General features: G+C 45.3%; 13 protein-coding genes. 6 read left to right on the top strand and 7 right to left on the bottom strand.

What is annotated here, in order from left to right; translation table 11 throughout:
* Positions 1-80 precede the first annotated feature (80 nt).
* Complete coding sequence (locus tag ABWW54_RS12920) at positions 81-1,421, bottom strand: ABC1 kinase family protein (protein ID WP_353412728.1); 1,341 nt, start codon at positions 1,419-1,421, stop codon at positions 81-83.
* A 187-nt stretch (positions 1,422-1,608) separates the two neighbouring features.
* On the opposite strand from ABWW54_RS12920, the gene ABWW54_RS12915 reads away from it, so the two are divergent.
* Both ABWW54_RS12915 and ABWW54_RS12910 read left to right on the top strand, forming a co-directional pair.
* Positions 1,609-3,405, top strand: a complete 1,797-nt coding sequence (locus ABWW54_RS12915; RefSeq protein ID WP_353412727.1) for a hypothetical protein — start codon at positions 1,609-1,611, stop codon at positions 3,403-3,405.
* Between the two features lie 152 nt (positions 3,406-3,557).
* A complete protein-coding gene (locus ABWW54_RS12910; protein WP_353412726.1) occupies positions 3,558-4,787 on the top strand; it encodes an acyl-CoA dehydrogenase family protein in 1,230 nt (409 codons plus the stop codon).
* An 87-nt stretch (positions 4,788-4,874) separates the two neighbouring features.
* Here ABWW54_RS12910 and ABWW54_RS12905 read toward each other — a convergent pair whose 3' ends face one another.
* The 4 genes from ABWW54_RS12905 to sucC all read right to left on the bottom strand — a co-directional run bounded on the left by ABWW54_RS12905 (position 4,875) and on the right by sucC (position 8,002).
* Positions 4,875-5,465 (bottom strand): hypothetical protein, encoded by a 591-nt coding sequence (locus tag ABWW54_RS12905; RefSeq protein WP_353412725.1) that lies wholly within the window; start codon positions 5,463-5,465, stop codon positions 4,875-4,877.
* Positions 5,440-5,814: a hypothetical protein gene (locus ABWW54_RS12900; RefSeq protein WP_353412724.1), complete on the bottom strand. Its 375-nt coding sequence runs from the start codon at positions 5,812-5,814 to the stop codon at positions 5,440-5,442. Before ABWW54_RS12900 ends, ABWW54_RS12905 begins: the two co-directional genes overlap by 26 nt.
* Before the next feature lie 118 nt (positions 5,815-5,932).
* Entirely contained in the window at positions 5,933-6,817 is an 885-nt protein-coding gene (gene sucD / locus ABWW54_RS12895) for a succinate--CoA ligase subunit alpha (RefSeq protein WP_353412723.1), read from the bottom strand.
* A gap of 21 nt (positions 6,818-6,838) precedes the next feature.
* On the bottom strand, positions 6,839-8,002 hold the full coding sequence (gene sucC, locus ABWW54_RS12890) for an ADP-forming succinate--CoA ligase subunit beta (protein WP_353412722.1): 1,164 nt from the start codon (positions 8,000-8,002) through the stop codon (positions 6,839-6,841).
* A gap of 241 nt (positions 8,003-8,243) precedes the next feature.
* Here sucC and ABWW54_RS12885 point away from each other — a divergent pair, with 241 nt between their 5' ends.
* Entirely contained in the window at positions 8,244-9,143 is a 900-nt protein-coding gene (locus ABWW54_RS12885) for a DMT family transporter (RefSeq protein ID WP_353412721.1), read from the top strand.
* 11 nt (positions 9,144-9,154) lie between these two features.
* Here the strand turns inward: ABWW54_RS12885 and ABWW54_RS12880 are convergent, their stop codons facing one another.
* Both ABWW54_RS12880 and ABWW54_RS12875 read right to left on the bottom strand, forming a co-directional pair.
* The gene (locus tag ABWW54_RS12880; RefSeq protein ID WP_353412720.1) at positions 9,155-10,051 is read right to left on the bottom strand and encodes a glycosyltransferase; all 897 of its coding nucleotides are present in this window, start codon (positions 10,049-10,051) and stop codon (positions 9,155-9,157) included.
* A gap of 163 nt (positions 10,052-10,214) precedes the next feature.
* Entirely contained in the window at positions 10,215-10,850 is a 636-nt protein-coding gene (locus ABWW54_RS12875) for a hypothetical protein (protein ID WP_353412719.1), read from the bottom strand.
* Positions 10,851-11,278: 428 nt separating this feature from the next.
* Here ABWW54_RS12875 and ABWW54_RS12870 point away from each other — a divergent pair, with 428 nt between their 5' ends.
* The 3 genes from ABWW54_RS12870 to ABWW54_RS12860 are packed head-to-tail and all read left to right on the top strand — an operon-like array spanning position 11,279 to position 15,199.
* A complete protein-coding gene (locus ABWW54_RS12870; RefSeq protein WP_353412717.1) occupies positions 11,279-12,427 on the top strand; it encodes a polysaccharide biosynthesis/export family protein in 1,149 nt (382 codons plus the stop codon).
* Positions 12,424-13,863, top strand: coding sequence for a GumC family protein (locus tag ABWW54_RS12865; RefSeq protein ID WP_353412716.1), 1,440 nt, complete (start codon positions 12,424-12,426; stop codon positions 13,861-13,863). The genes ABWW54_RS12870 and ABWW54_RS12865 overlap by 4 nt, the downstream gene beginning before the upstream one ends.
* Positions 13,853-15,199: an O-antigen ligase domain-containing protein gene (locus ABWW54_RS12860; RefSeq protein ID WP_353412714.1), complete on the top strand. Its 1,347-nt coding sequence runs from the start codon at positions 13,853-13,855 to the stop codon at positions 15,197-15,199. The genes ABWW54_RS12865 and ABWW54_RS12860 overlap by 11 nt, the downstream gene beginning before the upstream one ends.
* Positions 15,200-15,361 lie beyond the last annotated feature (162 nt).

Raw genomic sequence — 15,361 nt, 5'->3', positions numbered from 1 at the left:
AGATCTCTCCAATTTATTAAGAAAAACGTCGCCCGCTGGTACTTGTTTTTCCTAAAACAGATCACTCCAGATGAGCAATACTATCGCCTGTATTTACTTAAGATATGGGCTGACTTAGTTTTCGCTCCCAGTGCCGACACAAAGGTAAACACTCCGGTCAGCTTTCTTACCATCAGCATAAATTCCGACGGTGGAACAGCAAACCCCTTGACCACCATCCCCTTAGACCCAATCTTGCCCGCTCTTTTGAGCAACTTTGAGGCGCGCCAGTCATACCGACCATCACTCAGTGCGTAGTCGCCCCCCCCCCGATATGATTCTCGAAAGGGTTCTAGAATGTAACAACAAAAATCAGCAAAAGACTCTTTAACTGTGTCTGAGTCTGATTCTCTTAAACAATTAAGCTCAATCAGCCCCTCGATCACCCTCTGCGTATCAACAACTTGAGCCGACAGAATTGTTCTATTCAATGGATCGGTGAACGTCGTGGGCAACGGATGTACAGCACCAAAATCTAACAACACCAATTTATCCACCTCAGCGCCGACTTGAATGCGATAGTTACCAAAATTGGGGTCAGTTTGCATTAAGCCCCATTCAAATATTTCCTTGAAAAAAAGCTCCAGCATGCATTCAGCCAGACTATCACGCCGTTGCTGACTTAAAGATTGAACACGGTCGGACAGTACATCCTCACCATCAACCAGCTCCATAACAAGAAGCTTATCACTGCAGTGCTGAGGAAAAAACTGCGGAACCACGTAGCGTTGATCGGCTTTAAGAAGCCCCCTTACCTTCTCCGCTGTGTTTAATTCGTGCCTATAGTCTACTTCTCTGAGCAAGTACGTTTTCAATTCTAAGGCCAGGACCTCAAGCTGCTTTCCAGACTTCACCCACCGCGCTAAGCTCAACATTTGCATGACATTTTTGAAATCATCTTCAATGGCATCAGCAATACCAGGGTATTGGATTTTAAAGCAATGACTTGCGTTCCCGTCACGCGATGCCTTATGCACCTGTGAAAGCGATGCGGCAGCCATGGCCTTTGGATCAATTACGAAATCAGAAAGATTATCAACCCCGAGCTCTGCCATTATTGCTGGCTCTATCACAGACCAGTCCAAAGGGTTGGTGGCAGACTCCAATGTATGCAAGGCGTCTGTCACTGGTGCTGGTAAAATATGCTCTCCATACAACGCCAACATTTGCCCGATCTTTACGTAGGCTCCCTTGAGTTCACCTAGATGTTGAACAAACCTTCGAGCCTCCTTTTCGAGTGCCAGGTCGTTGTGCAATTGCTGCTTATCTTTAGAAAGAAGAAGTCCGCTTGCCCTTGCTTGCAACAACCCCAATCCTCCTCTGGCCCCAGCGACGCCTAGGCTAAGTCGACGACTAAAGCCGCCTTGCTTAATCTTTTTCATGATATAACTTCATACACAGATGCAGATCGGCCTTGGCTGCGACTAAGGTCAGATGACCGTTTTTTTAAAAAGTAAAACATGGAACCATCACACAAACGTTAAAATCACTGTAGTTTTGAGAATAAGTATCGTGCCTCTGCTTCGAAATGCTGAGTATCGCACCTTCACATAAACCCTACCAATTCCTATGCTATCTAATAAAGACGACACGTTATTTATCAACTCTTACATACGCTATTCTGGTCACTATTTCTTTTTCGCCCTCGCCATTGCGTTATTTTCAACGCTAATGGCTCCGAGCTACTCTCAGCCTCTGAGTAACGGAATTGAACTATACGAAAATACAAATTCAAAAATCACACCAACACTGACACGATCTTCAGCATTTTCAAATAATAATGAGTGGTATGTGTTCATTAATCAACGAACGGGTGAATTGCAATCTGCTTCTATTTCAACAGGGAACGTCAACACGCTGTTCGATGCCTCAATGGTACATTCAACGTTTACGGATGACTCGTTAACTCTAAAGATAAGCAATGACAGCGAATGGGTGGTCTTTGCCGCTTCACCCAATAGTGCAACCCCATTTGAGAACCTCGAACTTTACGCCGCACCGGTGGATGGCTCTTCGGCATCAAGACGCCTTACCTTCATTGGCCTCACAAACAACAGTGTTTCAGACTTCGAAATTGGCCCAGATAGTAGATCTGTCGTATTTTTAGCGAATCACGACACCACTCATCAATCCGAACTATATAGCGTGCAACTTAACGCTCCTCACGCTGTCGTTCGATTAAATCAAGATTTAATCGCCAACGGAAACGTCGGGAGTGCTTGCGGCTATAGCTCTAAATTTAAAATAAGCTCCGACGGCAGTACAGTGATCTATCAAGCCAATGCCGCCGTTATCGATGAATTCAATCTCTACTCAGTTCCTATCGACCGAAACACCGAGCCTAAGAAGCTGAACCTTCCCATTGAAATTGGGACCGACTCACTCGTTAATTGCAGTACAGATGAAGGCACAACCCGGCCAAGTGAGGGCATACTTCAATACGATTTCATGGCTAATCAAGCACTGATTGCATACCAGATTCAACCCAAGGGCCAGCATTATCGCCAAGCGATTTATTCCGTACCCATAGACGGCGGCATAAGCAAGCTCATCTATCAGACAGCGCCCCCTCTCATCACCAATCACATGTCTTTTTTGACCTCCACTAACACTGACTACATAGTGGTAAGAACCTCAGAAGTAGAAACACCATTCATTAGTAATGATTTCGGTGACAAATTAATTAGCGTCACTGCCAACGGTGCCATTGAAAAAACCCTATTCAGCGGTGATGAAAACAATGGCTTCACTGCGCGCCCGATCGGCGTCACCGACAATGAACTGTTAATTTTCAGCACATTCAGAGCCACGACCACAGGAAATGAGGAGCGCATCAAAGCCTCCTCTCTTTCAGAAAATGGAGAGCTGGAACTAATCAAGACCAGCTCTATTCACTCTGCTCGCCTCAGCGCCGACGGACTGGGAGTGTTCTTTTTAAGTGATGCATTTACCAAGCCTAACAATTTCGCTCTTTACAAGGTGTCTCCCTCTGGTGGTCCACTTGTCTTTGTCGGTGGTCCTCTCATTTCTGACGGCGAAATTCGAAATTATCAATTGAGTGAAAACGGGGAGCACATCGCCTACCTGGCGGATAGACAGACAAACAACACCTTCGAGCTATTTTCTACTCCAAGCCACAAAACAGGAACCAACAAAGTTAATCAACAACTATCTACTGATGAAGATGTTCGAGACTACCTGATCAGCAACAACGGCAAACACATCGCTTATCAAAACCTTAGGCAACGGAGCAATGGTCGAGTGGATTTAACAACCTATTTACAAGCAATACAAAACCCCAGCAACGAGGCACTTTGTTTCCCAGTAAAGCTTAAAAATTCGTCTGTCAGTGTTATCTGCCTCTAACGCCCGAGAAGACTAGTTAAATTCCTCCGCCTTACTAGCGATGCAATGAACAATACTAAATCTCTACTGTGAAAAGTCTTCGATTCATCGCTCGCCGTTATGCCTTACACTTTAAAACAGCTAAACCAAACAAATTATAGACGGAGCACCCGATGACGATGAATTTAGGCGTAACTGAACGCTTGCAGCCAATCTTGAGCAAAGTTACCAAATTGATGCGCGAAGAAGTCCTCGATGCTGACGTGGAGTTTCATCAACAAATTGGCAAGGACGGTGCCGATCGTTGGGATATGAATCCTCGTCAAGTAGAGATTCTAGAATCCCTTCAAGCGAAAGCTAAAGATCAAGGGCTATGGAACTTTTGGCTAACTGATTCGGATAATGGCTATGGCCTAACGACCGTGGAATATGCCCACCTAGCCGAGCAAATGGGATGGTGTGTGCTTGGCCCTCAAGTCTTCAACTGCTCAGCCCCTGACACTGGAAATATGGAAGTGCTTGAGAGGTATGGAACAGAAGAGCATAAAGAAAAGTGGCTAAAGCCTCTGCTCGAAAGCAAAATCCGCTCTGCGTATTTAATGACTGAACCTGATGTCGCCTCATCAGACGCGACCAATCTAAATTTCAGCGCCGTGTTAGAGGGAGATGAATACGTATTAAACGGCGAAAAATATTGGTCGTCAGGCGCTGGAGATAAGCGCTGCGAAGTGTATATATTGATGGCAAAGACTGCTGGCGACGAAGCCCCTCGTCACGCCCGTCATTCCATGTTTGCAATGGCGGCCGACACACCCGGCATTGAGATATTACGCGCCATGACCGTGTTTGGGCATGATGACGCCCCTCACGGGCACATGCATATTAAGTTTGATAATGTCCGCATTCCGAAGTCGGCACTCTTGCTCGGCGAAGGTCGGGGCTTTGAAGTGAGCCAAGGTCGATTAGGGCCAGGCCGAATACACCATTGTATGCGAGCAATTGGGCAAGCTGAGCGAGCACTAGAATTAATGTGTAAACGATCAATGAGTCGAACGGCCTTTGGCAAACCGCTGGCAAAATTAGGCGGCAACTACGACATCATTGCTGACTGCCGGATTGGAATCGAACAAGCACGATTACTATGCCTGAAAGCCGCCTGGATGATGGATCAGGGCGACCCATCTGCTGCCGCTCCGTGGATTTCTCAAATTAAAGTGGTTGCTCCCAATATGGCTCTAAAAGTGATAGATGAAGCCATTCAAATGTTTGGTGGGACTGGCATCTCTCAGGACACGCCGTTAGCTGAAATGTACGCTCAGATGAGAACGTTGCGCTTTGCAGATGGCCCTGACGCAGTTCATCGCATGCAAGTAGCCAGAAAAGAATTGTCGCAATATCGCTAATTCGAAGCGACTATAAGAACTACACTTGCTTCACTGGCTTTCCTAACTGACTGCCCTGAATCGAGTGTAGTTTCGCCTCATGAATATTCACTCAGAACGCAAACTATCTGCCACTTTTAATAATAACGGTGGCTCACTGTAAGCACTATAGGTGTTTTTATCATCAATATCAGGGTTCGAAACCCGCACTTTATCCCACAAACGCGAAACGTCACTCCCTTTAGTATGAAAGCGGTACGCAAGTTTACGTGAAACCTGTTCATTCAAGGGTTTAGCCCACATAACCGTATTGCAAGCGAAAGTATAGGCTAAAGAGTATGGTTCGCTCCCTCCTTTCAACGTGACCTTTTGAGAGCGCTCAGCTACCAACTTCGAAATCTGAGACTGCTTCAGCCCCCTATTGGCTAAGCCTCTACAATATTGCACCTCAGCATGTTCAAGGCCGATCACTCTCAACCCAAACCCTTTATCACCATGCTGGTAACCAATGGCAATTACCGACGTATAGCCATCGATGAAAAGGCCTTTCGGACTCAAAACACCAATGTTGTCTAAATACCTGCTGACATGGCCATATTGAAAAAAGTTCGCGGCTACAAGCTGTAAATCGCGACTCTCCAGCTCAACGTCAAACGCAACAGGCTCCCCTCTTTCAGAAAATTCTTTGACCGGCGACAAGCCCCCCCCTGCCAATAAGAAGTTCAAAACGATGATTTGAGAATTTTCCTCTCCCTGGATATATTGGATTTTTCGTTAATTGCACTGGCGGCAATAAAACCCCTCCACTTGTAGCAATGGCCGCCAGTGCGGCCACTCCTTTCTCGACACCGGACACAACTCGATTTCTATTGCGCTCATCTGGGCCGATAATTACATTCGTTCTGGCGACATAGATCGTCTCATACCCCATTAACGGCGAGTCGAACTCGTGATAATTGTAGTTGTGCAGGGCCTGCCCGCAACCCGTCAACGCTGGGAAAATTGATGAAATACAGGCTTTCTCGAAAAATGACTTAGTATTAAACATTCACACCGCTCACATTACACCCCTGAATCTTGCCCTCAGATACTGATTGACCAAAAAAAAGCAATAAAAAAGCCGAGTCGAACAAATCGACTCGGCTTTTTTTTAAAACAAGAGAGAACTAGCTCAAAGCCGACTGCAATGTTGACCCCATTTCAGACGGGTTCACCGTTACATGAACGCCAGCATCCTTCAAAGCATCAATTTTAGATTGAGCTGTGCCCTGCCCACCTGAAATAATGGCGCCAGCATGACCCATACGCTTTCCAGGAGGCGCTGTGACCCCAGCAATAAAGCCAACAACTGGCTTAGTCATATTTTCCTTGATCCAAGCGGCACACTCTTCTTCATCAGTGCCCCCGATTTCGCCACACATTACAACGGCTTCAGTCTCAGGATCATCATTAAACATCTTCATTACATCGATGTGTTTCATTCCGTTAACCGGATCGCCACCAATACCAACACAAGAAGATTGCCCCATACCCATCTGAGTCAACTGGTGCACAGCCTCATACGTTAAAGTGCCTGATCGAGAAACAACACCGATGCCGCCTTTCTTATGAATGTATCCAGGCATGATACCAATCTTAACCTCTTCAGGCGTGATCACACCAGGGCAGTTAGGCCCAACCAATACAGTCTTACTGTTCATCTTACGCATACGATCTCTGGTTTTAATCATATCCGCAACAGGAATACCTTCAGTAATACAAATCACTAAATCGAGCTCGGCATCCACTGCTTCATCAATGGCTGCAGCAGCAAAGCGCGGCGGCACATATATTACAGAAGCGTTTACGCCATGTTGCTCTTTAGCATCCTTGACAGTGTTATACACTGGAACGCCCTGTACACTTTGACCTTCTTTGCCAGGCGTTACGCCTGCCACAAAACAGTCCCGGCCGTAAGCGTATTCCAAACATTGAGTTGTATGGAACTCACCAGTGTTTCCGGTGATACCTTGAGTAACAATGCGTGTATCTTTATTAATTAAAATAGACATAATTTATCTCCTGACCCGCCCTTAACCTTTAACAGCAGCCGCAATTTTTTCAGCTGCATCAGCCATTGTACTGGCCGTTTGTAGTTTCACATCTGACTCATCAAGAATCTTACGCCCTTGCTCAACGTTGGTACCTTCTAGGCGAACCACTAGAGGAACACTTAGGCCGACCTCTTGAGCTGCTGCCACAATACCACCCGCGATAACATCACACTGCATGATGCCGCCAAAGATATTAACCAAAATTCCCTCTACTTTCGGGTTGGCCAGCATGATCTTAAACGCTTCCGTAACTTGTTCTTTGGTAGCACCACCACCAACATCCAAGAAGTTAGCAGGCTCAGCACCGTAAAGCTGAATGATGTCCATTGTGGCCATCGCTAAACCAGCACCATTCACCAAACAGCCAATATTTCCGTCAAGAGAAATGTACGACAAGCCCCACTTAGATGCTTCAATTTCGTTACTGTCTTCTTCAGACAGATCACGATATTCGACGATCTCTGCCTGGCGGTACAACGCATTCGAATCAATATTGAACTTAGCGTCCAAAGCTATTACACGCTTGTCGCCAGTAACGATGAGCGGATTGATTTCCGCCAAAGAAGCATCTGACTTAACGAACGCCTCATAAAGCCCCGCCAAAAAGTCAGCTCCTTCGCTGATCGACTCTGAAGGCATACCCATTTTTCCGCAAACATCTTCCGCTTCAGCACGATCAAGGCCTTCCGTTGGATCAACAAAGATCTTTAGAATTTTTTCTGGTGTTTCTTCAGCAACAGTCTCAATGTCCATACCACCTTCAGATGAGCACATTAACACTACTTTTTGAGTTTCACGATCAACCAATGCACCAACGTACAATTCGTCGGCAATGTCAGCACCTTCTTCAATATAAAGGCGGTTCACTTGCTTTCCTTCAGGCCCAGTTTGATGCGTTACCAACTGCATTCCCAAGATTGCGTCAGCGTATTCACGCACTTCATCCATGCTGGTTGCAACTTTGACGCCGCCACCCTTACCTCGACCACCGGCGTGTATTTGAGCTTTCACTACCCAAACATTGCCACCGAGTTCTTTGGCCGCAGCCACTGCTTCATCTACAGAGAAAGCGGGAATACCACGCGGGGTAACCACTCCGTATTTCCTCAGGATTTCTTTACCCTGATACTCATGAACATTCATTTAACTTACCTTTGATTGATACACTAGAGCTTGATTTGGAGAGAATTCTCCAAGGAGCTGAAACACCCATTAGGGCGGCCCAGAAGTGACGGGATAATAGCCGTTTTTGCCTCATTTAGATAGCCCACCACCACACAAAGCAAGCACTTTTTACACCAACTTTGCAAGTGGTTCGTAAATCTACTTGGCATATGTTCCAATATCCCGCATTCTTCGCCCGTTAACCGGACTAACAAACACTATGAGCAAGAGCCCCACACTTTCCACCAATACAATTGGCCTCCTATTTGCCTTTGGATCAGCGGCTTTATTTGCCATCCGCCCGGTGTTTGTAAAACTGGTTTACGCACAGGGGACCGACCCACTCACCCTGATTGGGTTCAGAATGTTATTTTCTCTGCCAATCTACGCGTTGATACTCTATTTTCTTCTAAGAGACCCCACGTTACGGCGCCGACTGACAATCAAAAACATAGGCCAAGCATCCATAGTCGGTTGGTTCGGATATTACTTCGCTAGCTACCTTGATCTCGTTGGCTTGCAGTACGTCACGGCACAGCTCGGCCGAATGGTCCTCTATGTTTACCCTACGTTTGTCGTGATCTTTGGCGCCTTATTCTTTAAAACCAAAATCGACGCACGAATCGCCCTTTCCTTAGTAATTACGTACCTAGGCGTCCTGATTATCTTTGGGCACGATCTGCGCACCTTTGGGCCCGATGTCATAAAAGGCTCGTTAATTATCTTAGTTTGTGCAGCTTGCTTTTCGTTCTACCTACTGTTTGGCAAGCCATTAATTGAAGAGATGGGCAGTCGATTATTTACTTCCATCGCACTTATTAGTGCCAGCATCGGGATCTTAAGCCACTACGCTGTCGTAGCGCCGATCACATCACCAAACGTCAATAATACAGCCTTATTTTGGATCTTCATTATCGCAATCTTCTGCACTGTTATCCCCACTTTTCTGACAACCGCCGCGGTAGCTCGAATTGGTTCAGAGAAGACCGGCATCTTGGCAACAATTGGCCCAGGCTTTACGTCAATATTTGCGGTAACAATCTTGAACGAGAATTTTACCGTCTACCACCTAGTCGGGATCGTGGTTACTATTTTGGGCATCAGCTTTCTTAAAAAGTAGAAAGACGTTGATCACAACTGAAATACAGCTCCTTGATGAACAATCGAATCACTTAAAAACCTCTTCTCCGACACGACTGAATTGGGCATAACGACCGTATTATCCAATTGAACTTGATCTTCAATTTGTACTCCATGATTTAAAATCACGGATTTAAGCAAAACTTGACGCCCGACACGGCAGTGTTTTTCAATCATTACATCAGACCAGTCTCCCAAGACCGTAGGGGCATCTCGCGACGACCAGTGTTGACGGCGCCCACACTTTCGATTAAAAACCACGCTGGGCTCTAATCCACCAAACATTCCAGCAATAAGGTCAAAATTTGCCTGGTGAAATTCTCGTGCAGTCTCTAGTGCATTGACCATGATTGATTCTATTGTGATGGGCGTTGGCGCTAACACTATGTCGGCTTCTGAAGGCTTCAATAAGGTTATTCCAGCAAACCCGACGCCATCATGCACTTCCAAGAGTTGACACTCGCTGCTCTCGGCTTTTTCCAGGAACTCTTTCACACAAAAACTTCGCAATGAATCTGCCTCAACAACCAAGAGTCCATTTGGCTCACTCAGAGGTTTGAAGTCACGCAAAATTTGCTCGGTGGAACATGAAAAGGCCATCACATTTACGGGCATTCCCCATCGGCCATCATTGCCTACCATATTAAGTATTTCGGTCGCATTATTACCCGCCAGCACGATACATTGTTTGAAATGCAACTCTTGTAATTCTAATAACACATGCTCAATTACAGACCTGCCCGCTATCACCAGCGATGCTGCCTCCACTGGGCCAAAAATTTCCTCCAGCTCCTGACTCACTAACCCATCCGCTAAAATTATCGCGGTAGGCCGAAGATGTTCCGTCGGACTATCTATAATATCAATTGCGATAGTGTTCTCTTTCATCCCAAACCCTCCTAAATGAGCCCGCACAACTGGTGTCCTGCAAAGGGATCACTCTCTCGTAACAAAGAAAATGGCAGCGATCAAAATCGCCCATTGATACAACGCCGCCAGTTAACGCACATACCCAAGCAACCACACACTTGCCGAAGACACACGGTGCAATTTAACGCATCCATAATGGACACGTTACGATTTCTACACCGCGTGACTCTTCAGCAAATGGTGGTCGCTGCCTCACCAACGACATGCCCCCCCGGACTGCGGAAATTTTCTCAAATTCATTCGCTCTATAACGATCATTGTTATACGCCTCTACATCTATCTCAGCACTCGCCGCATCAACGCGAGTCGCTGTTGTAAAACAAGTTTTCTTTTCAATACTCGTCGCGAGCATCTTTCGTGCCTGCACACGCTTTCGATATCGAATCACCCAAACCATAGACTGCTTTGGAGCGTCCCTACAGACTGGCTTTAGTTTTCCAACAATTGGCGTTAGAGCCGAAACGTCCGATCGCCCACGCACCTGCCGAAGCCAAGTTAACCTTGGTAACGCCCCCCAACAGACTCGGTCAAATCCATTAGGTAGCACTGCTTCTTCGACAAATGGTGGACGCGGACCAACCAACGACATGTCCCCCCGGACTTCATTAAGCGATTGTGGTTGCTCGCCTACCAACCGCTCGAAAAATAATCTCAGCTCTGAATCAAGATTGATGGAAAGAGTCAAACTCAAAAGCCTCGCCCTACCAACCGCCTCGTTTAACTTGATGTATCCAATGTTTAAGTCTGCTTTCATCATTGTGTGCGGCATATTTAGAACAAGCTAGCAAACAAGCAGCGCATCTCAAATATCTAACGCCGACCTCATACTTAAATAGCATCTCGATATAGGCGGGTGATGTTAAAACGGCTGCTGATTTCATTTCGCTTCTCAATACTGAACTTATGCATTATCATTATTATCATTTATTTCATTATGTCAACAATAATTTTCACTTTTATCAATTAATAGCGTTAATGGAGATCAAAAATTATCATATTCACATCATAGCTAGACGAAAAGTCGATTGGAAATATTGTAAAAGTGATAACAAAGTTGAAATAACATCGAATTATCAACATTCAAACATTGACTTTAATGATAAAAATGATAAATTTGTGGACATCACCAATAACGTTCGGTCTTGCAATATGTGTTCACCCGTATACCTGAGAAAGATTTTATTCTTGAACATCGTATTTATGTTGGGCGCTTGCGCAGTCACACCCAAAAACCTAGATAGCCAGCAAGCCGGAGCTGAGAATCATTTCCTTCGCTTAGTTCATGCCACAAATTTAGATGCATCAGTGATTGGAAAAATCGAACTGATGGATGATGAAGCGCACAGTGTTAACATACTTCAGCAGCAGTTCTTCTCTCGCGGAGATTTACTCAAGCTTAAAATTCAGTCGATGCCTGAATTTGACGGACTCTATACGATAAACAGTCAAGGCGAACTTGAGCTTCCTTTCAGCCAAAGTGTTGTCGCTCTCCACAAAACACGAAGCCAGCTGATAAAGGAAATTCAAAAGCGTCTATATGATTCTGAATGGTTTGCAACTGATAACGTTTTTGTAGAACTCAGCCTTGTTCACATGTCCAGCATTGATGTGTCTGTTTATGGCGCTGTATTCAATCAGGGTCGAGTAACCATCAACAGCAAACCGGCGTTGAAAGCCTCTGAGGTCATTCAGCATGAAGCCGGAACGTATGCCTCAGGAAGGGATCTGGTTGCTGCAATTAGCGCAGCCGGAGGTATCAGGCCCGATGCGGATCTGTTTCGAGTCATTATAAAAAGACAGGGGCGGTATTTTTCAGCAAACCTTGAACAGCTCATCTCGGGAGCGGGCTATGGTGCCACACCCAATCTTGTGCACGGTGACCAGATTTTCGTAATGTCAAACGGTGCCGAAGATACAAGCCTTATTAGACCGTCTCAGATCACCCCTCCCGGGATGAGAGTTCAAATGTCGAACTTAACCGCCCCTGCGTTAAGCAATGCTCAATCAGCTATAGGCGCTGACGCAACCAGATTGCCGTATGGCTCAAGCCTATTGGATGCGGCCGTTTCCGCCAACTGTGTAGGAGGCACCCACCAAGCTAATGCGTCACGTAGCATCCTACTAATCACACGTCATTACGGGGCAAAAGAGCAAATCGTAATTCGTCGATCCATAAATCAACTACTAGCGGGAAGTTCGGACTATTCAGTTAATCCTTATTTAATGCCAAATGATGGAGTGGCATGTTATGACTCTAAGTTCACCAACATTCGTGATGTCGCTAGAGGTATCGGTGAGTTATTTGGACCCGTTATTCTTGGAGGGATACTGTGAACTGGTCACTTTTTCTTCGCGAATTTATTATTGCTGCTTGGCAGGCACGCTTCAAGATAGCCGTTCTATTTATCTTCACTGTCATTGCCTCTGTTTGTTATTTCAAATACGAAAAACCAAAATTCAAGACCTCATGGGTATTGCTTCTACCAGGGACAGAACGGGCATCTACAATAAATCTAGACAACTTAGGCGAAGCAAGGAGCAGCGGCAAAAATGCCTACGGCAGTGTTTCAATTAGTCCCAAAAACACATACAGAGAGATCGCGCTCAGCGATGCTGTGATCGAACAAGCGGCAAGCCGTTTTGGCGTTGCATCAGACGCATTTACGAAGCCCCGAATTAAGTTAATTGATCAAACTCCAGCAATGGAATTTACCCTTAAAGGCAGTTCAGAAGAGGAGCTAAGAAATCGAGCCTCTCTTTACAATAATACTTTCCAGGATATTTTAGATCGTTTGAGAAAAAATGAAATAGAACGGAATTACAAAGGGGTTGAAGGAAACCTTTCAGAAGCTAAAGGTCGTCTAAGAAAAGCTAGGGAAGCAATTTTAGAATATCAAAGTAACAGCAACATCGTATCCGACGAACAGTTCCAAACCTGGTTAAACGATTCAGAGGAACTGAGAACTAAGCAGAGTGATACAGAAGTCAGAATTGCCTCATTGGAGGCGAAACTTCAGTCCAAGTTAAACCAACTAGGTCTGACACCCCAACAAGCGGAGGCCTTCCTACTCATTCAGGCAAACCCTACTACGCAAAGCCTGATGAATATTTTATCCGAAAAGCTGTCAACACAAGCAAGCCAGCAGAAAATCTACGGCAAGCAGAATCCTATCCGCATACAACTTGACAAGGAGATTGCAGGAATCAGGAGCAGCCTTGCAAATAACCTAATATCGATCCCAAACCTCGGGTCCATAAAACGCCCTCAACTCTACGGGCTGCTATCCAAGGAGACCGGAGAAACGCTAAAGTTTACTAATCAAGACATTTCTGAACTCAACGGTCTAAGAGCAGAAGCTTCCAAACTAATCGAGCAACGTGGTGATTACGCAGCACGAATTCGGGAACACGCAACCGAAGCGGCCCGTTTGAGTGATCTAAATAGAAATCATCAAATTGCGGAAGCTATTTTTAGCTCCGCCCTGGCTAAGCTGGATACGAGTAGGCTCGATATTTATGCAACCTATCCTCTAACTCAACTTTTGACACAGCCAGGCGGCACAATAAAACGCGACCGTTTGCAGGCGAAACTAATGATCGTTGCGCTATTTATGGCATTTGGATTTCTCGCACTGGCTCTGATATTCAACACGTTGAGATCAAACCATAAAGTGGATGACATTACAGTTTCCCTATTTAATGCTCCAGATCAAACGCCTTCAATCAAGTCGACCACCGAAGTCACACAGAGAGGGTTGAATGATCAATGATTTGATTAATACGATTAAGAATCAACGGTGGCGAGAGTTTAAGGAACGTTCTCAAGATGAAGTTATCTTTGCTTCTTCGATAACGTTTACATTCCTCTTCTATATGCTAGGTGCCCTCTACTTAGTCGCTCCGGTAGTAGGGTGGAGTCTGTTTGCCATGTTAATCGCAAGACGATTGTCTGGCGAAAAGTTCAGCACAAAAAGCACCCGCTGGTTAATCATCTTATGGTGTTTAAGCGCCTTAATTCTTGAAGCTAGCTTAATAATAGCTCATATAGACTTTAATCTCGGGTTTGGAAAAATCGTAAAATCGACCATAGGCTGGGCCAAAGGTTGGGCTCTGCTTAGTATTTTTATAGTTTTAGGGTACTCTTTGAAAATCCGATATCAGGTGATCTGCAGAGCAGCATGCCTTGTTGGACTGATCGCCATCTTGGTCAGCCCAGCTCTAATCGCCGCTTACATCCTAAGCCTTCCAGAAACCCTCTATGTATCTCCATTAAAAATACTTGGTGGCTCTGGCCCTGAATTCTTTACTATAAGACTTTATGAGGTAGACCCGTTTAACGGCCGCCCTAGATGGCGCTTCTTTGCCCCGTGGGCACCAGCTGTCGGCTTTGTTGCTAATATTTACTTCCTTTGTGCGTGGTTTGAGAAGAACACATTTTGGCGATCGGTCGGCCTGATTGGTAATTCGCTAATGATTGTCCTTGCGGCATCAAGAATGGGACTAATTGTCCTAATTTTGGTACCGACTTCAGTCTGGTGTCTTTCGAGGCTTACTCGAACGTGGTTCTTAATTTTAGCAGCCGTCGGTGTACTAGCAATAGGAATATTCTTCGATCCAATTTTTGAGCTCATATCGAGCACTATCAACGATATAAAAGCCAGTAGAGCAGATTCCACTAGAGTTAGAGAAAGTTTGGCCAATATTGCAGTCCACCGTTGGCAATCAGAAGCCTATTGGTTTGGTCACGGTGTGGTTGAAACTGGAACTCACCTCGTCGAATTTATGCCGATAGGGTCACACCACAATTGGTACGGTCTTCTTTTTGTAAAAGGGATGTTAGGCTTTCTGGGCTTCCTGATCCCTTTTGTTATGACATTTTTCATCCTGATAATTAAAGCCCAATACCAAGTAAGCTCGCGCCTCGCACTTGGTATGTGTTTGATTTTGGGCTTCTTTTCTCTCAGCGAAAACATTGAAGCTTTAGCTTACATGACCTGGCCTGCTTGGCTCCTAATAGGTATTGGGATTAAAAATTCAATAAACGATACGGACACACATGAGGCCAATTTATTAGGGCATTTTAGGCTGAAATCAGAAAGTAAATAGTAGAAAAGGTTGTCAAAAATCTACATCGAACGATTCCAGATCAGCCACTGAAAATGAATTTTCATCACCAATTACAGGCAGTCGAAACTTCTGCACTAAACCAGTAAGAAGAGTAAGCGGTAAGTAGTTAAGACAATACAGTTAACAATACAATGAGCTAAA

Source organism: Arenicella sp. 4NH20-0111 (genome assembly GCF_040366405.1).
Taxonomy (GTDB): Bacteria; Pseudomonadota; Gammaproteobacteria; order Arenicellales; family Arenicellaceae; genus Arenicella.
Note: the sequence above shows the minus strand (reverse complement) of the source record. Positions and strands in the feature narration are given on the sequence as shown.